Source organism: Rhizobium sp. BK619, from assembly GCF_014195245.1.
Classification (GTDB): Bacteria; Pseudomonadota; Alphaproteobacteria; order Rhizobiales; family Rhizobiaceae; genus Rhizobium; species Rhizobium acidisoli.
Genome location: NZ_JACIBH010000012.1, coordinates 77,944 through 101,580, shown reverse-complemented (window position 1 = coordinate 101,580; position 23,637 = coordinate 77,944). Strand labels below are relative to the sequence as shown.

The 23,637-nt window shown below is 62.6% G+C and carries 22 protein-coding genes; 6 read left to right on the top strand and 16 right to left on the bottom strand.

Going from position 1 to position 23,637, the window contains the following annotated elements:
* Positions 1-103: 103 nt before the first annotated feature.
* Positions 104-1,828 carry a response regulator gene (locus FHX14_RS22755; RefSeq protein ID WP_184378841.1) on the bottom strand — a complete coding sequence of 575 codons (1,725 nt, stop codon included), beginning with the start codon at positions 1,826-1,828 and terminating at the stop codon, positions 104-106.
* A gap of 183 nt (positions 1,829-2,011) precedes the next feature.
* On the opposite strand from FHX14_RS22755, the gene mutL reads away from it, so the two are divergent.
* Positions 2,012-3,829: a DNA mismatch repair endonuclease MutL gene (mutL, locus tag FHX14_RS22750; RefSeq protein ID WP_184378839.1), complete on the top strand. Its 1,818-nt coding sequence runs from the start codon at positions 2,012-2,014 to the stop codon at positions 3,827-3,829.
* Between the two features lie 67 nt (positions 3,830-3,896).
* Positions 3,897-4,127, top strand: a complete 231-nt coding sequence (locus FHX14_RS22745) for a DUF2093 domain-containing protein (protein ID WP_003588271.1) — start codon at positions 3,897-3,899, stop codon at positions 4,125-4,127.
* A 116-nt stretch (positions 4,128-4,243) separates the two neighbouring features.
* Here FHX14_RS22745 and FHX14_RS22740 read toward each other — a convergent pair whose 3' ends face one another.
* The 3 genes from FHX14_RS22740 to FHX14_RS22730 all read right to left on the bottom strand — a co-directional run bounded on the left by FHX14_RS22740 (position 4,244) and on the right by FHX14_RS22730 (position 7,060).
* A complete protein-coding gene (locus tag FHX14_RS22740; RefSeq protein ID WP_003588272.1) occupies positions 4,244-5,161 on the bottom strand; it encodes a sugar ABC transporter substrate-binding protein in 918 nt (305 codons plus the stop codon).
* Between the two features lie 79 nt (positions 5,162-5,240).
* On the bottom strand, positions 5,241-6,005 hold the full coding sequence (locus tag FHX14_RS22735) for an ATP-binding cassette domain-containing protein (RefSeq protein ID WP_184378837.1): 765 nt from the start codon (positions 6,003-6,005) through the stop codon (positions 5,241-5,243).
* Positions 6,002-7,060 carry an ABC transporter permease gene (locus FHX14_RS22730; protein ID WP_172643252.1) on the bottom strand — a complete coding sequence of 353 codons (1,059 nt, stop codon included), beginning with the start codon at positions 7,058-7,060 and terminating at the stop codon, positions 6,002-6,004. The genes FHX14_RS22735 and FHX14_RS22730 overlap by 4 nt, the downstream gene beginning before the upstream one ends.
* Before the next feature lie 99 nt (positions 7,061-7,159).
* Here FHX14_RS22730 and FHX14_RS22725 point away from each other — a divergent pair, with 99 nt between their 5' ends.
* Positions 7,160-8,044, top strand: a complete 885-nt coding sequence (locus tag FHX14_RS22725; RefSeq protein WP_184378835.1) for a GntR family transcriptional regulator — start codon at positions 7,160-7,162, stop codon at positions 8,042-8,044.
* Between the two features lie 100 nt (positions 8,045-8,144).
* Here FHX14_RS22725 and lpxK read toward each other — a convergent pair whose 3' ends face one another.
* The 6 genes from lpxK to FHX14_RS22695 all read right to left on the bottom strand — a co-directional run bounded on the left by lpxK (position 8,145) and on the right by FHX14_RS22695 (position 14,094).
* Complete coding sequence (lpxK, locus tag FHX14_RS22720) at positions 8,145-9,218, bottom strand: tetraacyldisaccharide 4'-kinase (protein ID WP_184378833.1); 1,074 nt, start codon at positions 9,216-9,218, stop codon at positions 8,145-8,147.
* Between the two features lie 103 nt (positions 9,219-9,321).
* Positions 9,322-10,044, bottom strand: a complete 723-nt coding sequence (locus tag FHX14_RS22715; RefSeq protein WP_184378831.1) for an HAD family hydrolase — start codon at positions 10,042-10,044, stop codon at positions 9,322-9,324.
* A 9-nt stretch (positions 10,045-10,053) separates the two neighbouring features.
* Positions 10,054-11,373: a lipid IV(A) 3-deoxy-D-manno-octulosonic acid transferase gene (gene waaA / locus FHX14_RS22710; RefSeq protein ID WP_003588278.1), complete on the bottom strand. Its 1,320-nt coding sequence runs from the start codon at positions 11,371-11,373 to the stop codon at positions 10,054-10,056.
* A 188-nt stretch (positions 11,374-11,561) separates the two neighbouring features.
* On the bottom strand, positions 11,562-11,801 hold the full coding sequence (locus FHX14_RS22705) for a DUF4170 domain-containing protein (RefSeq protein ID WP_012556727.1): 240 nt from the start codon (positions 11,799-11,801) through the stop codon (positions 11,562-11,564).
* A gap of 61 nt (positions 11,802-11,862) precedes the next feature.
* Complete coding sequence (locus FHX14_RS22700) at positions 11,863-12,672, bottom strand: 3'(2'),5'-bisphosphate nucleotidase CysQ (protein WP_184378829.1); 810 nt, start codon at positions 12,670-12,672, stop codon at positions 11,863-11,865.
* A gap of 75 nt (positions 12,673-12,747) precedes the next feature.
* A complete protein-coding gene (locus FHX14_RS22695; protein ID WP_184378827.1) occupies positions 12,748-14,094 on the bottom strand; it encodes a TldD/PmbA family protein in 1,347 nt (448 codons plus the stop codon).
* Between the two features lie 120 nt (positions 14,095-14,214).
* On the opposite strand from FHX14_RS22695, the gene FHX14_RS22690 reads away from it, so the two are divergent.
* Complete coding sequence (locus FHX14_RS22690; RefSeq protein ID WP_184378825.1) at positions 14,215-16,029, top strand: monovalent cation:proton antiporter-2 (CPA2) family protein; 1,815 nt, start codon at positions 14,215-14,217, stop codon at positions 16,027-16,029.
* A 74-nt stretch (positions 16,030-16,103) separates the two neighbouring features.
* On the opposite strand, the gene FHX14_RS22685 is transcribed toward FHX14_RS22690, so the two are convergent.
* Together FHX14_RS22685 and FHX14_RS22680 are read right to left on the bottom strand one after the other, a co-directional pair.
* Complete coding sequence (locus tag FHX14_RS22685; RefSeq protein ID WP_184378823.1) at positions 16,104-16,754, bottom strand: NAD(P)H-binding protein; 651 nt, start codon at positions 16,752-16,754, stop codon at positions 16,104-16,106.
* A gap of 83 nt (positions 16,755-16,837) precedes the next feature.
* On the bottom strand, positions 16,838-17,947 hold the full coding sequence (locus FHX14_RS22680; RefSeq protein ID WP_184378821.1) for an alkene reductase: 1,110 nt from the start codon (positions 17,945-17,947) through the stop codon (positions 16,838-16,840).
* A 288-nt stretch (positions 17,948-18,235) separates the two neighbouring features.
* Between FHX14_RS22680 and FHX14_RS22675 the strand changes: the two genes are divergently transcribed.
* Positions 18,236-18,853, top strand: coding sequence for a TetR/AcrR family transcriptional regulator (locus tag FHX14_RS22675; RefSeq protein WP_184378819.1), 618 nt, complete (start codon positions 18,236-18,238; stop codon positions 18,851-18,853).
* A 12-nt stretch (positions 18,854-18,865) separates the two neighbouring features.
* Here the strand turns inward: FHX14_RS22675 and FHX14_RS22670 are convergent, their stop codons facing one another.
* From FHX14_RS22670 to FHX14_RS22660, 3 genes are read right to left on the bottom strand one after another with little or no spacing between them, the layout of a single operon-like run.
* Positions 18,866-19,747 (bottom strand): patatin-like phospholipase family protein, encoded by an 882-nt coding sequence (locus FHX14_RS22670; RefSeq protein ID WP_179611535.1) that lies wholly within the window; start codon positions 19,745-19,747, stop codon positions 18,866-18,868.
* 13 nt (positions 19,748-19,760) lie between these two features.
* Positions 19,761-20,321: a 16S rRNA (guanine(966)-N(2))-methyltransferase RsmD gene (gene rsmD, locus FHX14_RS22665; protein ID WP_012556719.1), complete on the bottom strand. Its 561-nt coding sequence runs from the start codon at positions 20,319-20,321 to the stop codon at positions 19,761-19,763.
* A complete protein-coding gene (locus FHX14_RS22660; protein ID WP_184378817.1) occupies positions 20,302-22,326 on the bottom strand; it encodes a pseudouridine synthase in 2,025 nt (674 codons plus the stop codon). The genes rsmD and FHX14_RS22660 overlap by 20 nt, the downstream gene beginning before the upstream one ends.
* A gap of 90 nt (positions 22,327-22,416) precedes the next feature.
* On the opposite strand from FHX14_RS22660, the gene FHX14_RS22655 reads away from it, so the two are divergent.
* On the top strand, positions 22,417-22,854 hold the full coding sequence (locus FHX14_RS22655; RefSeq protein WP_126911565.1) for a nucleoside deaminase: 438 nt from the start codon (positions 22,417-22,419) through the stop codon (positions 22,852-22,854).
* Positions 22,855-22,895: 41 nt separating this feature from the next.
* Here the strand turns inward: FHX14_RS22655 and FHX14_RS22650 are convergent, their stop codons facing one another.
* The gene (locus FHX14_RS22650) at positions 22,896-23,525 is read right to left on the bottom strand and encodes a hypothetical protein (protein WP_003588295.1); all 630 of its coding nucleotides are present in this window, start codon (positions 23,523-23,525) and stop codon (positions 22,896-22,898) included.
* Between the last annotated feature and the right edge of the window lie 112 nt (positions 23,526-23,637).

The following is a 23,637-nucleotide window of genomic DNA, read 5'->3' as shown; positions in this document are numbered from 1 at the left end:
GCTAAAACCACCCCAGAATCCGGGAGTTGACCGGTGGTCCCGGCTAAAGTCGTTAATTTTTATGCCGTTGGCCGGAGCCGCTCACAGGTCCTGATGACATGCATCAGCCTCGCGCCCGCATGACCTCATCCAGCAGATGCCTCTGGAAGACCGCCTCGAGCATATCGGGGCTGACCGGTTTCATGATGACATCGTCCATGCCCGCCTTGACGCATTCGGCGCGGTCCCGTTCGAAGGCCTGGGTGAGGACGCCGATGATCGGGGTGTGGCTTGTCCCGCCGGTTTCTTCCATCTGCCGAATGAGGCGGGCGGCCTCGAAGCCGTTGAAGCCCGGCAGCGAAATATCCATCAGCACGATCTGCGGCCGGTGCTCGGCCCAGAGGCGCACGGCCTCATCGCCGGTCGCCGCGATCATATGGCGATAACCAAGGCCTTCGAGGATCTGCGAAAAAACGATCTGGTTGATATCATTGTCTTCGGCGACGAGAACCTGCAGGCCGACGACGTCGTCGGAGATGCTGATTTCCCAATCCGAATCCGCACCGGTGCCACCATTGCGGCTGTTGCGGTTGAAATGGCGGGCGATCTGGAAGGTCAGTTCGTTGGCGATCTGAAAACCGTCCATGACCAGCGCCGGGATGCCGTATTGCTCCGCAAGCTCGAGGCAGCGCATGCCCATCTGGTTGTCGATGATCAGGAGATCGAGCGAGATGCCGGAGGAGGTGGCGATTTCCAGGAAGTGTTCCTCCTCGTCCTCGCCGCGGACCGAGCAGGATTCGAAACCGTATTTCGACAGCGTCCGCAGCGCGGCGGTCTCAGCGGCAAGGTCGGACGTGACGACGAGGACCTTGCGGCCGGAAAAATTCTCCGGAACGATCGCTTCCATCGCCGCCGGCTCGCGGCGCTCGACCGCACTCGGCACCGGCACATAGGCGCGGCGATAGCTTTGATTGCTTGAGGTGGTGATCGCCGATGCCCGGCCGAACTCGTCGAGATCGGCGCCATCGCGCGGCAGATCCTGCATGGTCGACACGAGGAAATAGCGGCCCGGCTTGCCGATGCGGTGCTTGCGGCTGACGATGTCGCGCTCGATGCCGTCGCGGGAGATCTGCCGCTGGCGGGAGACGGACATCTCGCCGGTCTCCAGCACATGACGGTCGCTCTCTTCGAAGCGCTTGGCGATCTCGACGGAAAAAAGGTCGCTGCTCTTGCGCCCGAGCACCTCGTCGGCGGTCGTCTGATATTTCTCGCAGAAGGCGAGATTGACCGCGACATAGGTGAGGTTGCGGTCCTTGACGAAGAGCGGGAACGGCAGATTGTCGAGAATGTCCTCGGTGAGCTGCACCCGCTCCAGATCCGAGCGCCATTGCTCTTCGCGCTTCTTGTCCTCGGAAATATCGGAAATGATGGTGACGCCGTAACCGCCGGGCAGCCGGCGTTTGACGAAACGCACCCAGCTGTCGGCAGCATGACGCTCAACGGCATCGAAGCGCTCGCGCCAATGCGAGGCGATTTTCTGCGACAGCCAGTCCTCGCGGCTCAGCGAGCCGCGCTGCTTGACGTCATATTGCTGGCGAATGCCGGTGTCGTAAACCGCGCCGAGGAAATCGCGAAGCCGCGTGCCGGGCTTCAGCATCTCAGGCGGCAGCGGGAAAAATTCCAGCGTCTGGCGGCTGGCGAAGATCAGATGATCGTTCTTGTCATAGATGATGAAAGCTGACGAAAGGCTGTCGCACACGACATCGAAAAGCGCCGTCTGCAGATCGGCCCCGGCGGAAATCCCGTCGGTTTCCGATGATGTGTCCGCCTTATCGAAGCCGGCACTCATGCTGTTGCGTCCCACATCTGTTCGATTTCGAAAGCTTCCGGAGGTATTTGAATAGAAATGCCATTTTTATGTTAAAACCGGCTTAACACTAGTGATCCTCAAGTTGCGGGAGGCCCGGATCACGCTTTGGGAATGCCCATCGAACCCTCTTCCCTCCAGCCCGCGAATCCTCGAAAATAGCCCATGGCCATCAGACAGCTTTCCGAAACGCTCATAAACCAGATCGCCGCCGGCGAAGTCATCGAACGGCCGGCGAGCGCTGCCAAGGAACTGATCGAAAACGCGCTCGATGCGGGCGCGACGCGCATCGAGATCGCCACGGCAGGGGGCGGCAAGGCGTTGCTGCGGGTCAGCGACAACGGTTCGGGCATGGATGCGGCCGATCTGGAACTGGCGGTCAGGCGCCACTGCACCTCGAAACTATCGGAGACGCTGGAGGATATCCGCACGCTCGGTTTCCGCGGCGAGGCGCTGCCGTCGATCGGCTCGGTCGCAAGGCTCAGCATCGCCAGCCGCAGGCGCGACAGCGCCGGCGGCCACGAGATCGCCGTCAACGCCGGCAAGGTCGCGCATTTGCGCCCGGCCGCCGCCAATCCCGGGACGATCGTCGAAGTGCGCGATCTTTTTTTCGCGACCCCCGCCCGGCTCAAATTCCTGAAGACCGAGAAGGCCGAGGCCGGTGCCATTACCGAGATCGTCAAGCGCATGGCGATCGCCTTTCCCGCCGTGCGCTTCGTGCTGTCCGGCTCCGACCGCACGACGCTGGAATTTCCGGCGACCGGCGACGATCATCTAGCACGCATGGCGCAGGTGCTCGGCAAGGACTTCCGCGACAACGCCATTGCGCTCGACGCCGTGCGCGAGGAGATTTCGCTCACCGGCTTTGCCGGCGTGCCGACCTTCAATCGCGGCAACTCCGCCCATCAATATGCCTTCGTCAACGGCCGGCCGGTGCAGGACAAGCTGATCCTGTCGGCGATCCGCGGCGCCTATGCCGAAAACATCCCGTCAGGCCGTCATCCGGTGGCGGTGCTGTCGATTACCCTCGATCCCGCCCTCGTCGACGTCAACGTGCATCCGGCAAAATCCGACGTGCGCTTCCGCGACCCCGGCCTCGTGCGCGGCCTGATCGTCGGCGCCATCCGCGAGGCCCTGGCGCGCGACGGCAGTCGGGCGGCAACGACCGGGGCAAGCGACATGCTGCGCTCCTTCCGTCCCGGCTTCCAACCCTACGCGCAGCGGCCGCAGACGGCATGGTCGGCCGAGACCTCGCCTTCCCGTCCCTACCAGCCGGCAAACGGTTTCGGTGAACGGCCGCAGGCCTCCTTCGACGGGCTCTCGATGCCGACGGCGCGGGCCGAGGCCCAGTTTTCGCCGCAGTCGGCAGCAGCCGAGACGGCCTCGCCCGAAACAACCGGGCGCTATCCGCTCGGCGCGGCACGGGCGCAGATCCACGCCAACTACATCGTCGCTCAGACCGAGGACGGGCTCGTCATCGTCGACCAGCATGCCGCCCATGAGCGGCTGGTGTTCGAGGCGATGCGCAAGGCGCTGCATTCGAAGCGGCTGGCCTCGCAGGTGCTGCTCATCCCCGAAATCATCGATATTCCGGAAGAGGATTGCGACCGGCTGATGCAGCATGCGGCGGAACTTGCCGAACTCGGCCTGGCGATCGAGCGTTTCGGCCCCGGGGCGATTGCTGTGCGCGAGACGCCGGCCATGCTCGGCGAAGTCGATGCGCATGGGCTGATCCGCCAGCTTGCCGACGAGATTGCCGAATGGGACACGGCGTCGGGCCTGTCGGCCAAGCTCGAATATGTGGCGGCGACCATGGCCTGCCACGGATCGGTGCGCTCCGGGCGGCGACTGCGGCCGGAAGAAATGAACGCGCTGCTCAGGGAAATGGAAGTGACGCCCGGCTCCGGCCAGTGCAATCACGGCCGGCCGACCTATATCGAATTGAAGCTCAGCGATATCGAGCGGCTTTTCGGCAGAAGCTGAAAAAGCTGGAAAAGCCGCCTCTGCCGGAGTATGGCAAACGGATGAGAGGCTGCAGGGAACGGAGCGCATGAATTTGTTCGAAGGGCACGGAAACCGCGAGGCGAAGATCCGGTATCTCGATGGCGATTTCCAGATTCTCTCGCCCGGCTCCTATGTCGTCTGCGCGATGACGGGAAAACAGATCCCGCTCGACGAGCTGCGCTATTGGAGCGTCGCCCGCCAGGAACCCTATGCCGACGTGATCTCGGCAATCGAAGCCGACAAGCGCGCCGGCGTGCTGCCGAACCAGCGGCGTTAAAGCGCGGCCGCGTGCGAGGGGCCACAGGTCCGGCCCGCCCACGAAGGACGGGCCGTTAGCTAAGCACCAACAAGGTCGATATGCCCTCTCTACAAATTGCACAGAGAGGCAACGGTTTACTTGAATTGCGCCATATTCTCAGGCGTCACGAGCGCGGCCCCGGAATCGATCAAAGACTCCACCTTCTCTCCGCGAATCGATTTTACCAGCGCATCCACACCGAGTTCAGCCATCTTGGTGGGGAACTGCGCCACCGAAGCATCCTCGACTCCACTCTTCAGCGCCTCCTCTTCGCCGCAGCAAAAGTCGAAACCGACCAACACGATCTTGTCATTGGCAGTGCCGGAATTCTTGATTGCGCGTGCAGCGCCAGCAGCGGGCGGGCCGCAAGCGGCGTAAATGGCCTTGAGGTCCGGGTTCTTCGTCAGCAGATCTTCGGCGACACTGATCCCGAGTTCCTCGGTGCAGTTTGTTGCGCCTTTCCCGACGATCTTGACGTCAAGGCCCTGCAGCCCTTCAAGCATACCCTTCACACGGTCATCAAGCGCTGGCACACCGGGCACACCCTCGAGAATCCCGAGCGTATCGCCAGCTTTAAGAACCGTTTTGAGATATTCGCCGGCGATCTTGCCCGCGGCAAAATTATTGGTCGTGGCAAGCGCCGTCCTGCCTTTCCAATCCGGAATATTGTTATCCATCAGGACGACCTTGACGCCTGAAGCCACCGCCTTGTCCAGGGCCGTGGACACGGTGGGATCGACGGGCGTGAGCGCAATGCCCTGCACGCCTCGTGTCACCATGGACTCGATCTGTGCAATCTGGCCCTCGATGTCGGTTGCGGAGGTTCCCTGCCCGTAAATGATCTCGACGCCGGGATTTCTCTTTGCATAATCCTTGGCTGCGTTCTCCATTGTTGCGAAGAACGGTACCGGGAATTTGGTTATAAAGCCGAGCTTGATCGGCTCCTGCGCCAAGGACGGGACTACAGCGACAGCCAAAAGCGCAAGGGCTCCCAGCAGGGATTGCGGTTTCATCATAACACCTCCCATGTTTCGATCGCCCTCCTCTAGAGCGATCTCGTTGTCCACTGCCCTATCGAAGCAGCGATCTCCCCTAAGCCTCAGCGCCGACGATCATCGCGACAAGGTCCTGCTTGTTCGCTTGGGTTGGCTTCAGTTCACCCACCTTGCGACCCTGCCGCAGCACCACGGCCCGATCGGCAATTTCGACGACATGTTCCATATTGTGCGTGATTATGATCACGGCATTGCCTTCGGCTTTGAGCTGATTGACAAGGTCAAGAACCTGGCGAGACTCTCGGACGCCGAGGGCGGCCGTTGGTTCGTCAAGAATCACAAGCTTGCGTGCAAAAACAATGGCGCGCGCGACCGCAATCGCCTGTCGTTGTCCACCAGACATCAGCGCGACCGGCGCGTCGAACCGCGGCAGCTTCACCTTCAGGCGATCGATTACGCGCGCTGCCTCCCGCTTCATTACGCCCGTGTTGAGGAAGCGGAGCGGGCGCGGCAGCCAAGAAGGGAAAGAGATTTCTCGCCCGCAATAAAAATTCTGCACAGGGGTCAGGTTGTCGAAAAGCGCCAGATCCTGATAGACGATTTCGATGCCGGCGCGACGGGCCGCCGCCGTTGAATGGAGCAATACGGGAGCACCATCCACGAGGATCTCTCCTTCGTCGAGACTATGAAGCCCACTGATGCATTTGACGAGCGTCGACTTGCCGGCACCGTTGTCACCCAGCAGAGCCGTTACCTCCCCTGCATATGCATCAAAGCTTACATTTTTCAGGGCATGGATGGCGCCAAAGCGCTTCTGGGCATTTCGAACCGAAAGGACCGGTGGGGCGGATGCAGCGTTCATTGCACTCTCGCCGATTGAAGCACACGCGCGCGCGCCTCGAGGTGGTTACGAAGCACATCGGCCTCAACGGCGATGACGATGACGAGACCGATCGCGATCATTTGAAAGAACACATCGACGCCGAGAAGGTTAAGAGCGTTGCGGATGACGCCGATCAGCACGGCGCCGATCAGGGCGTGGCCGAGATGGCCTCGTCCGCCAAGGAAGCTGGCACCACCGATTATCACCGCCGCAATCGTGTCGAGTTCCAAGAGATTGCCATAGATCGGCGAGGCGGCACCGGTCCGTCCCGCCAGCAGCACCGCGCCGGCGCCGGCACAAAAGCCTGAGATAATGTAGGTCGAGAGCAGGACACCCTTTACCGGTATACCCATGCTTCTGGCGGCATTCGGCGAGCCGCCGACGGCATAGATCCATCGGCCACAGACCATTGCCTTCGTCAGGATCAGAAAAAGAAGCCCGAAGATCCCGACGACAAGGAAGGAATTGGGCACACCAAACGTCGTACCGCCACCGATCACAGTAATTGCTTCGGGCATCCCGCGCATAGTGGTGTGGCCAGGGGCCAATGCAAGTGCCAGACCACGGCAGATACTCAAGGTCGCAAGGGTAATAATGAAGGGATGTGGCAGCCGACCGTAGACAAACACCACGCCGTTTACCGCCCCGACAGCAGCACCCGCCAGCAACATGGCCATAATGACGGCGATCGAGGCATCAACCTGCTGGTAGATCAATCCGCCGATGACTGTCGCAAGCGCGAGATTCGAGCCGACAGACAGGTCGACACCGCGTGTCAGGATAACGAGCTGCTGCCCCATCGCCACAAGAGCGATCACCGCCGTCTGCGCCAGGATGTTCCCCAGGTTGCCGGGCTTCAGAAAAGCCGGCGTGATCAGACTGACGACCGCGATGAGGATAATGAGGATCAACAATGGGCCTAAGCTCAAAAGCTTCAGTCCTAATGTGATTCCAGATTGTCTCGGGTGGAAGGTTGCACCTTGCGAACCTCCCGGCCGGGACGAATTCTGAGGCAAAATCCCAGAGTCTTCCAAATTTCCCGAGCCTCCCTGGTTTTTTATACATAAGAAACATATGATACACGTACGTCAAATTGTTTCTTATGGATATCTAAACATGCCGGAAGTTGCGCAATGAGGATGGATACGACCTTTAAGCGGGCCTTTAATGATATGATCGATATCATTCGGGCATTCGATCTTGGAGAGGAATTGCCATCGGAAAACGCACTGCGCGCCCAGCTTGGCGTGAGCAGAACGACGGTGCGGAAGGTGCTGGCGGCGATGTCCGCACGTGGGATCATCGTATCCGAAGCGCATAGGCGGATTATACGGGAGCAGCCGCGGCAGATAGAGCGCTATCCGAAGGAAGAGACCTTAGCCATTTCGGAACAGTTCGAGACGAGTTTCATGGAATGGATGCTGCGCGGTGATGCCTGTCCGGGCACGGAAATCAATGAGGCTGAATTGGCTCGGAAATTCGGCGTCGCGACAACCATAGTCCGTGAGTTCCTCAATCGATTTCAGAAATATGGGCTGATCGAGAGGCGTCAGAATGCAGGCTGGGTTTTTAAAGGGTTCACCGCAAGTTTCGCACTCGAACTGTTCGAAATCAGAGAAATGTTCGAAATGCGCTCCGCACGTCTGTTCGCTACCCTGCCCGACAGCTCACCCATCTGGAAGCAGGTGCGTGCCGTACGAGCGGCGCATTTGGAACTGCTCGCGGATATCGATGCCCGGTTTCAGGATTTCTCGGAACTGGACAGCCGGTTCCATCGCCTGATTGTGGCTGTCGCGCCAAACCGTTTTATCGAAAGCTTCCAAGACGTGATCGCCATGGTCTTCCACTATCACTATCAGTGGAACAAGCGGGATGAACGCGCGCGCAATGAGGTCGCCATTGGGGAACATCTCGCGCTGATCGATGCCCTCGAAAGCCGCAACATCGCGTTGATCGATCACGCTTGTCGGTCGCATCTGACCTCCGCCCGCGAAACTTTGCTTCACTCGATCGTGTGACGACATTGCGATTGGGGGTAGGAGAAAGCCGGACGAAGCGGCGGACAAGAGGCCGTTGATCCATAGCCTCCGCAAACCAACGCGAGTTTGCAGCAGTCTTTTAGACCGGCTCAGCCTTTCCGGGACTCGCTTTAACGCCGGCCTTGATCTCACGCAGACGCCGCTCGCGGCAGGCAACGATCGCCCGGTCGATGATCAGGCTCGGGGCGAGGTGATCCTCGAACACCATGTCGACCTCGATCACCCGGCACTTTTCCGCGAGCTGTGCCGCCTTGCCGGGATGACCGGAGAGACGGACGAAATCCTTTGAGGTGGTGACGATCAGCAGGCCCTGACGCTCGGCGGTCGTCAGGATGTCGTCGATCTCGTCCTCGGTCAGGTGCTCGTGGTCGCCGAAGGATTTGGCGACGGTGATTTCGGCGCCGCGCGATTCGACCGTGCGGAAGAATTTGGCCGGATCGGCAATGCCGGCGAAGGCGAGCACCTTCATGCCGGTAAGCGTATTGTCGCCGCGCACTTTCAGCGCGGCGGTGAAATAGGGCTTTGCGGCGCGTGCCGCCATGCGGACGATCCTGTCGGCGGCATTGCCGCCGCCGACCTTCAACAGGGCGGTGGCCGAACGCAGCTGCTGGCCGATCGGGGCCCGCACCGGGCCGGCCGGCACGATATGGCCGTTGCCGAGGCCGCGGGTCGCGTCGATGACCAGCAGGGCATAGTCGATCGCCAGCCGGGCGCTCTGGAAACCGTCATCCATGATGATGAGATCGGCGCCCTCCGCCACCAGACGCTGAGCCCCGTCGACGCGCCTCCGCGAAATCACCGTCAGCGCCTCCCGGGCAAGCAGCAGCGGCTCATCGCCGACGGCAACCGCCCGGTGGTGATCGGGATCGACCACCGTCGTCACATCGAGAGAGCCGCCGTAACCGCGGCTGAGAAAGCCCGGTTTCAGCCCTTTCGCCTTGGCGGCGCGGGCAATGGTCAGCGCCGTCGGCGTCTTGCCGGCGCCGCCGACGGTGAAATTTCCGACGCAGATAACCGGAATGGCAACGGAGGCGCGGCGCCCATAGGCCATGCGGTGGCCGGCGATACGACCGTAGAGAAAGGAAACAGGCGCCAGCAGCCAGGCCCGCCAATCGGCTTTCCTCCACCAGAACGGCGGCGCTTCGGATATCATCTTGCCGTTCCGCTCCCCTGCCCGCCTTGCGGCAGCCAGCCCCTTGCTTTTCGACCGGCCGGATTGAGAAGCCAAAATCAATGAAAATGCAAGCCCTTACCCGTCAGGCAGGCTGCAGATCCGGCAGCAGCGTCTCGAGCGCGGTGATATCGTCGAGCACATGATCGGCGGCAGCGGCCAGCGAATCGCGCGAACCGGTGCCGGTCAGCACCGCGATCCTCAGCCCGGTTCCGGCATTCAGGCCCATGTGCAGATCGTGATTGTTGTCGCCGACCATCGCCACTTCCTCAGGCGAAAGACCGGTCGCGGCGCAGAAGCCGAACACCATGCCCGGTTCCGGCTTGACGCCGAAACCGCTGTCATATCCGGCGATATAATCGACATAGCGGGCGAAACCGAAACGTTCCGCCGTCTGGCGGATCGAGCGCTCATTGTCGCTGGAGGCGACGCCGAGCTTGAAGCCGCGCCGATGCAGCCTGGCGAAGAAGCCGGCGAGATCGGTTACCGGCACGGAAAATTCGGCGGCGTTGGAAAACAGCTCGTCGAGGCGAACCGTCAGTTCGACGACCTCGACCATCGACCCCGCGGCAACCAGGCCCTCGGCAATCTGGCGGGTATTGCCGGCCGCAAGCAGGCTGTCAGGCACGATATGGCCGGTTACCGGATCCATGCCGCAGGCCAACAGCAGCCGGTCGGCGAGAAGCGGATCGCCTTCAGCGGCGATACGGGCAAGTTCGCGGTTTACCGGCAGCCAGCTCTCGTCATAGTCGAGCAGCGTGCCGTCCTTGTCGAAGAGAATGCCTTTGATAAGGGACGCTGCCGCCATGCTTTATCCTCAGAGCTGGGCCACGGCCTTGGGCAGCAGCCGCGCCTTCACCGTCAGCGGATTGATATAGGGTTCCAGCCCCTTGACGGTCGCGGTCAGCGCACCGCGCATCTCGTGCACGGCGGTAATACCGGCCTCGATCATATTGCGGCGGGCTTCGTCATTGGTCAAAAGGTAATGCACGCCCTTCGCCAGCATTTCGGTATCGCGCACCATGCGGGCGCTGCCGCTGCGGGCAAGCTTCTGATAGGCATCGCGGAAATTCTGCACATGGCCGCCGGAGAGAACGGCGCAGCCGAGCATGGCGGGCTCAAGCGGGTTCTGGCCGCCTTCGGCAAACAGCGAGCGGCCGACGAAGGCGATTTCGGTCAGTCTTAAATAGAGGCCCATTTCGCCGATCGTATCGCCGAGGAAAATATCGACATCGGCCGACAGGACATCGTCGCGGGTGCGGCGAGCGACCTTCAGCCCCAGCTTGACCAGAGCCGCCTCGATCTCGTCGCAACGGTCGGGATGGCGTGGCACAATGATCGTCAGCTGACGATCGCGCTCCCTCAGCGCCCGATGAACGATGGCGGCGGCATTCTCCTCGCCGTCGAAGGTCGAGATCGCCGCCCAGGTCTTGCGGTCGCCGATCTGCTTCTTGTAGCGGGCGAGGACAGCGCTGTCATAGGGCGGTGCGTCGGTATCGACCTTCAGATTGCCCGAGGTGATGACGGGAACGGCGCCGAGATCGCGGAAACGTTCGGCATCGATATCCGACTGGGCGATGACGAGGGCGAGATTCTCGAACAAGGCTTCGGCGATTGCCGGCCGGCGGCGCCAGCGGGCAAAGGAACGATCCGACATGCGGGCATTGATCAGGATCTGCGGAATGCGGCGGCGGCCGAGTTCCAGCACCGTTGCCGGCCAGATCTCGGATTCGGCGATGATGGCGCAATCGGGCTGCCAATAATCGAGGAAGCGGCTGACCGAGGGCTTCAGGTCGAGCGGCACATATTGGTGGATCGCGTCATTGCCGAGGCGCTCGGCGGCGAGCCTCGCCGAGGTGATGGTGCCCGTGGTCAAGATGACATGGATGTCGCGGCGGCGGATTTCACGGATCAGCGGGATGACGGCATTGGTTTCACCGACGCTTGCGGCATGGAACCAGACGAGCGGGCCTTGCGGCCGGTTGGCGCTCGGATAGCCGAAGCGTTCCAGGCGGCGCGCCCGGTCTTCCTTGCCCTTGGCCGTGCGGTAGGTGATATAGAGGCCGACGACAGGAGAGGCCACGGTTCCCGCCAGACGGTATGCGCTCAGACCGAACCGAGCCATCCGGGAACTCATTGCGCCAGTCTCCGATCCAAGATCGACATCAAACCCATTCCCTCATTATCGTTGCGGCCGGAATGGCCGATGAATTTGTTCAGAATGCGTCAAACGATCCGGATCGACGGACGGCCGGTGCACGAAGCCCGGCGCGACGAACCGCAGGCCGCCGATACATGCCGCGGCCGATGGCCAAGTCAGCTGCCTCAGGCCTTTTCCTGCGGATCGAGCAAACGATGCATGTGGACGATGAAATAGCGCATATGCGCATTGTCGACCGTCTGCTGCGCTTTCGACTTCCAGGCCGTCAGCGCCGTGGCATAATCCGGGAAAATGCCGACGATATCGAGACCCTTCAGATCGCGGAACTGGACGTTGTCGAGGCTTTCCAGTTCGCCGCCAAAAACCAGATGCAAAAGCTGCTTCTTGTCACCGGAGTCAGTCATTTTTTGTTCTCTTTCTGCTATTCTCCTCCGCCACCCCATCTGCGGGATTTTGACGGAAACGTCAACTGTCTCGTCGTCCCGCAAAGGCCGCGAGAAACTCAGCGATGCGGGGCGTCGGTGCTGCGCAAAGGACGTTGTGGGTCACGTCGGCGCGATTGTAGACGATCGGCCTGCCGTCGAGATCGACGAGGCCACCGCCGGCGCAGCTCAGGATCAGATCGGCGGCGGCCAGATCCCAATCATGCGAATTGCTCTTGACGAAGGTGCCTTCGAGACGACCGTCCGCCACCATGGCGATGCGATAGGCAAGCGAGGGAATGTGTTTGTGGCGGCTGACCCGGTCGCGAAACTCCGGCGGAAAGGTCTTCAACAGGTCCTCGCCGACCGCAAGGCGGCTCGTCTCCTGCGGTCCTGCCGCGGATACGGTGAAGGGCACGCCGTTCTTCAGCGCCACGCCGCCATCGACGGCCTCATAGAGTTCCTCGAGCGCCGGGGCATAGAGCACGCCGGCGACCGGCCGGCCGCGATGAACGACCGCGACGCTGACGCACCAGAGCTTCTGTCCGCCGAGAAAGGCGCGCGTGCCGTCGATCGGGTCGATGATGAACAGCGTCTCATGCGAAAGGCGGCCGGCATCATCGTCGGTTTCCTCAGACAGCCAGCCATAATCCGGCCGGGCCTTGCGCAGAATGGTTTCGAGGGTCTTGTTGGCAGCGAAATCGGCGGCGCTGACGGGGGAGCGGTCGTCGTTTTTCCACCAGACCTCGGGAGACTGGTTGAAGAAACCGAAAGCGACCGCACCGGCCTCTTTCGCAGCATCGACGATCAGCGTGAGATCGCTCTGCCAACGGGGCTTTTCCCTATCGCTCATCCCGTCAAATCCGTCCAACTTTCGTTTGAGCATGATGTCTTCCGAAAAGCGCACACACTTTTCGGCATCATGCTTCTAGCGCCCTGCCAGCGTCATGCCTTCGATGGCGAAGGTCGGGGCCGCGACGCCGAACTTGCGGTCGATGTCGTTTGCCGGCGTCAGCCGCATGAACATGTCCTTGAGGTTCGAGGCGATCGTCACCTCTGAGACCGGGAAGGTCAGTTCGCCGTTCTCGATCCAGAAGCCGGTGGCGCCGCGGCTGTATTCGCCGGTGATCATATTGACGCCGTGGCCGATCAGCTCGGTGACATAAAAACCGTTGCCGACGCTGCGGATCAGTTCCTCCGGCGTGATGTCGCCGGGTTCAAGGGCAAGATTGGTGGAGGACGGCGAGACGGCAGTACCGCCGCGCACGCCGCGGCCGTTGGTCTGAAGGCCAAGTTCGCGCGCCGTCGAGGTCGACAGGAACCAGTGCTTCAAGACACCGTCCTCGATCATCACCATCCGCTCGCCCGATACGCCCTCGCCGTCAAAGGGCCGCGAGGAGGGGCCGCGCACGATCAACGGATCGTCGGTGATAGACAGCCCCGATTTCAGCACCTGCTGACCCATCCTGTCGCGCAGGAAGCTCGACTTACGGGCGACGGCGGCACCATTGATCGCGCCGGCGATATGGCCGACGAAGCCGCGGGCGACGCGCGGGTCGAAGATGACGGTGACATCCTTGCCGGTCGGCACCTGGCGCGGATTGATGCGCTTGATCACCCGTTCGCCGGCGCGGCGGCCGATGTCGGCGGGATCGTCGAGCTCGGCATAATAGAGCCGGCTGTCGAAATCATAATCGCGCTCCATGCCGGTGCCTTCGCCAGCGATGACGCTGACGGAATGGCCGAAACGCGAGGCCATGTAGCTGCCTTCGAAACCGTGCGAGGTGGCAAGAACCAAGCCGCCCATGCCGGCCGACGCACCGGCGCCGGAGGAATTGGTGACACCCTTGACCGCAAGGGCCGCGGCTTCGGCGGCAAGGCCTGCCTCGCGCAGCATCTCGGAGGAGACCTCGGTGGTATCGAGCAATTGCAGGTCGGGATAGGATTTCGCCAGGCTCGCCTCATCCGCGAGGCAAGCGAAAGGGTCTTCCGGCGAGACCTTGGCCATGGCGACGGCGCGTTCGGCCAGCGCCTGGAGATCGAAGCCCGGATTGGCCGAAACGCTGGCGACGCGCTTGCCGATGAAGACGCGCAGCGAAAAATCGTCGCTTTCGGAGGATTCCGTGCCCTCGACCTTGCCGAGGCGGACGCTGACCGATTGCGAGCGCGACCGGACGACGACGGCGTCGGCGGCATCGGCCCCTGCCTTCCTGGCCAGATCGATCAATTGACTTGCGCGGGAAAGAAGTGTCGAGGAATCGATTTCAGAGGACATGATTTGGCCTTTCCTTCGGCTTCCATTTATTGTGCACTCACCCAAGCATCAAGGCCGCCGCCGCCGATTCTTTGTCGGGGCTGCCGGCCTGTTCCCCGCCACCCGAAAGAAATCGCCCCGATGTCCGCGTCCAATGCCTTTTTTTCCGAAACGATCTTGCTGCTCGGCGGAGCGGTGGTCGCCGCACCGATCTTCAAGAAGCTCGGGCTCGGCACTGTGCTCGGCTATCTCGCCGCCGGCATCGTCATCGGGCCGGTTTTCCACGGCATTACCGACGGCGAACAGATCCTTGCCGTTGCCGAACTCGGCGTCGTCTTCCTGCTCTTCATCATCGGGCTGGAGCTGAAACCCAGCCGCCTCTGGCAGATGCGCCGCGACATTTTCGGCCTCGGCACGGCGCAGGTGGTGGTGACCGGCCTGGCGCTGACCGCGCTCGCCAGGTTTTCTGAAGTGCTCGACTGGCGCGGCAGCATCGTCGCCGGCTTTGGCCTGGCGCTGTCTTCGACAGCCTTCGCCATGCAGATCCTCGAGGGCGATGGCGACGTCAACACGAGGTATGGGCAGCGCTCCTTCTCGATGCTGCTGTTCCAGGACCTGGCGATCGTGCCGCTCTTGGCGCTGATCACCGTGCTCGACGGCGGCGGCAAGGGCAGCCCTGCGCCGCTCACCGATTTTGCGGTCGCCGTCGGCGCGGTCGCGGCGATGGTCGTCATGGGGCGCTACCTGCTGACGCCGCTCTTCCAGGTCATCGCCCGCACCGGTGCGCGCGAGGCGATGATCGCCGCCGCCCTCTTCGTCGTCATGGGGTCGGCAAGCCTGATGCAGCTTGCCGGGCTTTCGATGGCGATGGGCGCCTTCCTCTCCGGGGTGATGCTCGCCGAATCCTCCTATCGGCACGAGCTGGAGGCCGATATCGAGCCCTTCCGCGGCGTGCTGCTCGCCATCTTCTTCATCGCCGTCGGCCTGTCGCTGCAGCTCGACGTGCTTGCCGATAACGTGCTCTTCGTCATCGTCGCGGTGCCGATCATCATGGCGGTCAAGGCAATCATCATTTACGGGCTCTGCCGGATCTCCGGCTCTCCGCATGATGATGCGATCCGCATCGCCTTCCTGCTGCCGCAGGGCGGCGAATTCGGCTTCGTGCTGTTTACCGCGGCGGCGACCGTCGGGCTGATGTCGGCGAGCACGGCATCGCTGCTGGTTGCGATCGTCACGCTGTCCATGGCGCTGACGCCGATCGGCGCGGCCCTTTCGAAGCGTCTGCTCAGCGGCGACGAGCATGAGGAGCTGGACGAGGATTTCGAGGGCGCCGGCGCCGACGTGCTGATGGTCGGCTTTTCGCGTTTCGGCCAGATCGCCGCGCAGATCCTGCTTGCCGGCGGGCGCAGCGTCACCGTCATCGAATTTTCGGCGGACCGCATCCGACAGGCCTCCTCTTTCGGCTTCCGCATCTATTTCGGCGACGGCACCCGCAAGGACGTGCTGCGCTCGGCCGGCATCGACCGGGCAAAGATCGTGCTCGTCTGCACGCAGAAGAAGGAGGTCACCGACAAGGTGGTGGAGCTGGTGCAGGCGGACTATCCGCACACAAGGCTCTATGTGCGCTCCTACGACCGCATCCATTCGATCGAACTGCGCAACAAGGGCGTCGACTACGAACTGCGCGAAACGCTGGAATCCGGCCTGCTCTTCGGGCGGCGGACGCTGGAGGCACTCGGTGTTCCCGAGGTCGACGCCTATGAGATCGGCGAGGATATCCGCAAACGCGACGAGGCGCGCCTGGTGCTGCAGGTGTCCGAAGGGCTGCAGGCCGGCCGCGACATGCTGTTTTCCCACCCTGTCCGCCCCGAACCGCTGGTCAAGCCGAAACGCGCTGCCGATCCCTTCGAGGACGATCCGCTGGCGGGAACGGTGGATGCGACGGCAGAGGCGTAGATGAGCTGATTGCTGCGGCCCCGACGCTGCTGCCGATCGTCCGGCAGCAGCGCGCAGCTATTCCTTTCTCACCACTAATAACCGATGGTGAAGCGCGCCCGCTCGTGCGCGGGATTCTCGAGCTCGTCGACAAGCGCGACAGCATAGTCTTCGAAGGAGACCCAGCTGCGACCCTGCTCATCAAAAATGACGCTGTCGCCGCCGAGCCGGAACTTGCCGGTGCGCACACCGGGGTCAATAAACATGGGCGGGCTGAAATAGGTCCAGTTGATGTCGGATGCACGCAAGGCCGCGAAGGCCTTCATATGCGAAATCGCGATCGGCTCCAGCGCCTCCGGCCAATGGCCGGATTTCAAGACGGTCACGCCGGGGGCAAACTCGAGCGAACCTGCTCCGCCCACCACGACCAGTCGGGGGACGCCTGCCTTGCGCACGGCTGCGATCAACCGCTCCGCAACCCCGGCCAGTTGATCCGTATAGGTCACGTCGGAGAAAAAGCGGGGATCATCCTTTGGTGGACCAAAGGCGCTGACGACGGCATCCGTCCCGGCGATGATCTCCGCAATCCGATCGACACTGCTGAGATCGTCACGAACACGATCGATGCTGTTTGGAAGTTTGTCGGGATTGCGCGCGACGGCCGTGACCTGATGGCTACGGCTGATGAGCTCGCTGAGGACGGTGCGGCCAGCCTGACCGGTTGCAGCCAAGACAACGACTTTCATGGGGAAGGTTCCTTTTGATATTGCTCTGATGTTGTTGAGATACCGGGCGCTGACGTCGCCCAATGTTGGTGCCGGCCGCGTGGTCATTCCGCCGCGTGTGCGGCTTCCAGCTCCGGGTAATCGACGTAGCCGGCCGCACCGCCGCCATAGAATGTCGAGCGGTCATGGGAATTGAGCAGCGCTCCCAGCTTCAGCCGAAGGGGCAGGTCAGGATTGGCGATGAACTGGCGTCCGAAGGCGACGGCGTCGGCCCGGCCCGAACGAATGGTTTCTTCCGCCGACTCCCGGGTAAAACCGCCGGCCAGAATTAAGGTCTTGGGCCAGAAGGGGCGAAGCTGATCGACTGCCTGCGGGGCATCGATCTCCATTCCGGTGCCAGGGCGCGCCTCGATCAGGCTGACATAGGCGATGTCGAGTTCATTTAAGCGCGACAGGACATGGCTATAGAGCCCGATCGGATCGGAGTCGCCGACGTCATTATAGGTGCCGAAGGGCGACAGCCGGACGCCGACGCGATCGGAACCCCAGATTTCGACAACGGCTTTCGTGACATCCAGAAGCAGACGCGCACGGTTTTCGATCGCTCCGCCGTAAATGTCGGTGCGCTTGTTGGAGCGGTCGTGCAGGAACTGCTCAAGCAGATAGCCATTGGCGCCGTGCAGTTCGACGCCGTCAAAACCGGCGGCCATGGCGTTGCGCGCAGCCTGGCGGTAGCTCTCGACGATCTCGGGGATCTCGTCCAGCTCCAGTGCCCGCGGCGTCTCGTAGGGGACTTGCTTCCATTCGGGGGTCAGCGACGTCTGGTCGGTGATCGCGATCGGCGAAGGCGCGACCGGCAACACACCGTTCGGCTGGAAGCTGGCATGCGACGCGCGTCCGACGTGCCAGAGCTGCAGGAAGATGAGACCACCCTTGGCATGGACCGCATCGGTGACCTTCTTCCAGCCCCTGACCTGTTCAGCGGAATGGATGCCGGGTGTTGATGGATAGCCCTGTCCATACGGCGTGACCTGGGTGGCTTCGGCGATGATCAATCCGCCCGAAGAGGCGCGCTGACGGTAATATTCCGGCGCCAGCGCGTTTGGCACATTGCCCGCATCGGCACGCATGCGCGTCAGCGGCGCCATCACCACACGGTGAGCCAATTGATAGCACCCCAAATGAAGTGACGAGAAAAGTGAGGGCCGGTGCATCAGACATCCTTTGCATTAACGAAGCGCCCGAAAGCGCGAGAACTCGGTCCGGACGGTTTCCTCAGCCAGACGGCCCGATCGGGTTAATTTAATATGACCGGTCGTCTTTAATTAGTCAAGCAGGCTCGGTCGGAGAATCCGCGCCGATATCGACGCATGTTTTTTTGGGATGAAGCGGCAAATATTGAGGCAGCTGTCAGCGTTCGACCCCGCCCACCTTGACAAACGGCAAAACGCTGCCGAAATACAAGACGACCGGTCACACTTTAACACGGCAGATCCAAACAGATGGAAACGCAAACCAAAGCTGCCCGCCGCGGGCCCAAGCCAAACCCGAATACGCGGGATAATCTCATGCGTGTCGGGGTGCAAATGCTCCACGAAGCAGGGTACACAGCGACCGGGATCAAGGACATCGTCGACGCCGCGCATGTGCCCAAGGGCTCGTTCTATAATCACTTCGAAAGCAAAGAGGCCTTCGGAAAAGAGGTGGTCGACTTCTATTTCGATGGCGGCCTTGTCGAGCTGCGTGCGCGCCTTTGCGATGACAGCATTCCGCCGATCGATCGTCTGCGCGGCTATTTCGAAGAGAGGATTCGCGGCTTTCAGGCAACCGACTATGTGCGTGGCTGCATGCTCGGGAACCTCAGCCTCGAGGTCGCCGACCACAGCGTCTCTATTCGCGACCGACTCGCCGCGCATTTCGGGACATGGAGCGGTCTTTTCGAAGCATGCATTGCCGAAGCGCAGAGCGCAGGTGCCATCGGCAATCGGCTGCCTGCGCCGCTGCTTGCCGAATTCCTGCTCAACAGTTGGGAAGGCGCATTGCTGCGCATGCGCGTGGAGAAGAGCGATGAGCCGCTGAGAGCATTTGTCGAAGTCGCCTTCGGATCTCTCCTCATCTGACTGAAGAGGCCGTTACCTCTTCAGCCGCGCCTCGATCTCGCGGTCGAGAGCGAATTTCAGCTCGTCCTTGACGCCGATCGACATGGCCAGGACGTCGCGGGCCTTGAGGAAATCCATGACGCCGGTGCGGCCGACGGCCGGGCGCAGGAAGATGTGCGGCTGGCAGAGTTTCAGCTTCAGCGTGATCGCCGTCTGCATCATCAGCTGGCCGGAACCGAAGATGCTTTCCATGCGGTTCGGAATATGGGTGCCGTCGCCTTCCGGCGCGCCGACGACGTCGATGCCGATGACGATATCGGCAAGATCCATCAGCGGTTCATAGGGCACGGGATTGCTGATGCCGCCGTCGATCATCACGCGGCCGCGCAGGCGCACCGGCATGAAGACGGCGGGGATGGCTGAAGAGGCGGCGAGTGCCGGAAACAGCTCGCCCTCTTCGATGATGACTTCGTTCTGTCCGTAATAATCGGTGGTGATGACCTTCATCGGCACCAGCAGATCTTCGAAGCGGGCCGGCAGCTCGGCCGGCAGAAAGGCTTTGAGGATCCGCTCCAGATTGAACTGGCCGATGCGGATGCCCTTGGCCACCGCATCGCGCACCGTCGCCGGCCGCAGGCCCCAGATGCGGGCGACGACCGCCGTCTTGTTGCCGACGGTCGTCAGCGCATGTTCGCGGATTTCGGCTCCCGACATGCCGGCGGCCATGCCGGCCCCCATGATCGCGCCCATCGACGAACCCGATATCGCCACCGGGCGGATGCCGAGTTCGTCGAGCGTCTCGATGATATGGATATGGGCAAGTCCGCGCGCGCCGCCGCCGCCGAAAGCGACGGCGACCGTTGGAAGATCGCTGATCGCAGGCAGTTTCGGACTGATGATCTCTGCCTGCTGCACGCCCCGCCCCCGCTTATTGCGGTTGATACCGGAAGAAATGCACCCTCGTATCGCCAAAGATGCGGTTTTCGAGGAAAACATAGGAAGGATGCACGGATACGACAATATCGGCGCGTTCCTCGAGCACCGCGATCGCGCCGGGCCTGAGCCAGCCGCCCCCGGCCGCCGCCGCCATCGCCTTTTCGCCGAGACCCTTGCCATAGGGCGGGTCGGCAAACAGCACGTCGAAGGCTTCGAGATTGCCGACGCTGCCGAGATCGGTCGCATCGCGGCGCAGGATACGCGTGCGGCCGTGGAGGCCGAGCGCATCGATGTTTTCCCAGAGCAGCGCCCTGCCCTCGACGCTGTTTTCGACGAAGAGCGCGTGGCGACAGCCGCGTGAAACAGCTTCGAGCCCGACCGCGCCGGTTCCGGCAAAAAGGTCGAGGATCCGGGTGCCATCGACGCATTCCGGGTAAGCATGGCTCAATATATTGAACAGGCTCTCGCGCGTCCGGTCGGCAGTCGGCCGGATCTCGTTGGATTTTGGCACGGCGAGAGGCCGTCCGCGAAATTCACCGCCGACGATCCGCACCGCGCGTCATTCCCTTTCCTTTTCCACCACTTCTGGACGGCCCGCCCGCAGGCCTGTCGCCGCCTGGTCTTTCACCGCTTGGCTTGGCGCCTTTCGGCTTACCGGAAAAATTCTTCGGCCCGCCCGGCTTGGCACCGAAGCCCTTGCCGCGCGGCTTATCGCCAGAAGGCCTGCCGCCTGGGGACTTGTCGCCGAAGGTTTTTTCGCCACGCGGACGCTCGGAGCGGCCCTCACCGGCAAAACTTCTGGCTGCGCGCGGGCGCTCATCACCCTCCTCGCGCGGCCTGCGTTCACCCCGCGGCTTGTCGCCGAAGGGGCGGTCGCCACGTGAAGGACGATCCCCGAAAGGCCGGTCACCGCGCGGACGCTCCGAACGCGCCTCACCGGTGGAGGCCCTGGCGGCACGAGGACGTTCGTCCCCATCGCCACGCGGTTTGCGATCACCACGCGGCTTGTCGCCGAAGGGCCGGTCGCCACGCGAGGGACGATCACCGAAAGGCCGATCGCCGCGCGGACGCTCCGGCCGGCCTTCGCCGGCAGAGCTTCTGCTACGCGGACGTTCGCCCCCCCCTTCACGGGGGCGGCGGTCCCCGCGCGCCGGGCGGTCGCCAAAACCGCGGTCTTCGCGGGCAGGCCGATCCCCGAACGAGCGCTTGCGGCCTTCGCCCTCATCCTTGCGGTTGGGCTGCTCGCTCGAGCGGATCCATTCGCCGTCCTCTTCGCGCACGCGATTGATCTGCGTGCGCGGGCGATCCTCGATATGGTGGGAACCAGTGCCCTTTGCCGGCGCCTGCTCGCCGCGCCGGCGCGCGGTCTGCTCATTCTTGGCGGCTTTCGCCGCTGCCTTTTCACCGAGCGGCCGGGCACCCGGCGCCATCCAGACATTGGCGCTGCGGCGCTGGCCGAGCGGCTGGGGACGTTTCGGCTTGTCGTCGTCGAAGCGCCCGCCATCACGGCGGTCGTCATCTCTACGCCCGCCACCGCGGCGATCGTCGCGCTTGGTGTCGAGGCGGCTCAGCGCCCGTTCGCGCTTGTCTTCGTCGCGGCGCGGACGCTGCTCGCGCCTTTCCGGTACTGGGGCTTCGGCCTCTTCCTCGGCGGCGACGGCCGGCGCATTGTAGATCGGCGCATCGAAATTCGCCTTGGCTTCCTCGATCAGGCGCGGGCCAAGCTGGTCGCGAAGCGTGCGGCCGCGCACTTCGATGACATGGCCTTCCGGCAAGTCGCCGAGCTGGAACGGGCCGTAGGAGATGCGGATCAGACGGTTGACGTCGAGGCCGAGCGCGCCCATCACGTTCTTGATTTCGCGGTTCTTGCCTTCGCGAAGACCCATGGTGATCCAGACGTTCGAGCCCTGCGTGCGGTCGAGCGTCGCCTCGATCGAACCGTAGAGCACGCCGTCGACGGCGATGCCGTCCTTCAGCTTGTCGAGCGCGTCCTGATCGATGTCGCCATGGGCGCGGACACGGTAGCGGCGCAACCAGCCGGTGGCCGGCAGTTCGAGCGCGCGGGCAAGACCGCCGTCATTGGTCAGCAGCAGCAGGCCTTCGGTGTTGATATCGAGGCGGCCGATCGACATGACCCGCGGCAGTTCTTCCGGCAGGTTGTCGAAGACGGTCGCGCGGCCTTCGGGATCGGCATTGGTGGTCACCAGCCCGGCCGGCTTGTGGTAGAGCCACAGCCTGGTGCGCTCGATGCCGCGGATCGGCACGCCGTCGACCTCGATGCGATCGGTTAGCGTGACGTTGACGACCGGGGTATCGAGAACCGCGCCGTTCAGCGTCACGCGGCCTTCCATGATCATGCGTTCGATGTCGCGGCGGGAGGCGACGCCGGCGCGTGCCATCACCTTGGAAATGCGTTCGGCCTTGGCCTCGCCTTCGGTCTCGGCCGCGATTGCAGCCTTTGCCGGCTTCGTGCCGCCCGACTTCGCGCCGGCCTTCGGCCCGCTGTCGCGTGAAAAGGGCTTTGCGCCCGGGCGTTTTGGCTTGTCTTTGGGTGTCATTTGTTGTTTGCCTGCCTTTTGGGCCTGTCTATCAGGTCACGCATCTGCGGTTAAGTGGAAATTCTTGCGATCGTGAAGACAAATCGTTTCATGGAGATGGCGCTCGAAGAGGCACGCGCCGCCGGAGAACGCGGCGAGGTGCCGATCGGCGCCGTCGTCGTCATCGACGATATCGCGGTTTCGCGCTCGGGAAACCGCACGCGCGAGCTTAATGACGTGACCGCACATGCCGAAATCGCCGCGATCCGGCTGGCCTGCGAAGCACTCGGCCAGGAGCGTCTTGTCGGCGCCGATCTCTATGTGACGCTCGAGCCTTGCACCATGTGCGCGGCAGCCATCTCGTTTGCGCGTATCCGCAGGCTCTATTACGGCGCCGAGGACCCGAAAGGCGGCGGCGTCGACAATGGCGTGCGATTTTATACGCAGCCGACCTGCCACCACGCTCCGGAAGTCTATTCCGGCTTCAACGAGGTGCAATCGGCCGAGATATTGCGGACATTCTTTTCGCAAAAGAGAGAGGCGCCGTAATCTCTACAGCGCCTCGCGTCTATTCAGCCAGGCAAAGGAGACTATTGCAGGAAGTTCCACCACTGCTTGCCGCTGTTGGCGACCGCCGCATCCTTCTTGCGCTTCTTCTGCTTCTTGAGCTCGGGCTCGCCGACATCATCAAGCTTTGCCGGGTCGTCGACGGTGCGGTAGCCGGGCGGCGGATCGGAAATGTAGCGGCGCTGATCGACATAGGAGCCCTTCTGCAGGGCGCGGGCTTCGCGATAGGCCTTGGTCTGGGCTTCGGTCGTGCGCCGGCCGCCCTCGATGGCAGAGCTTGCGAGCGGCGAGCGGTAATTCGGATTGTCGGAGTTGGCGTCGGCTTCCCCGACCAGGCGGGCGCGGGTTTCCTCCGGCGATTCAATCCATTGCGGATTGTCCTTGTTGGCGACCGTCGCCTGCGGCGCGACGAGGGTTTCCCTCTGCGCCTGGGCCGGCAGCACCAGTGTCGGGCGCGGCGTGTATTTGACGCCCTTGTTTTTCGGGTCCGGCCCGGTCAGCGACACGGACTGACCGAGATCGTCGGTCAATTGCTCCATGGCTGTTTTGTCGGTGCCGTAGGTCGGGCTGCTGGCGCAGCTGGAGACCAGGGAGCATCCCGCCATGACAACAGACAGGCAGGCGCCCATACGGAACCAATGCGTTGCGAACATGAAAACCCTTCCAGCCACCGGTGCAATCGTTGCCCAACCGGACAACCGTCCCCCTGACGCAAAAATCCGGCCATTTTCAGGCAGCTTTTACCGGATGAACCGCGAAAACGCA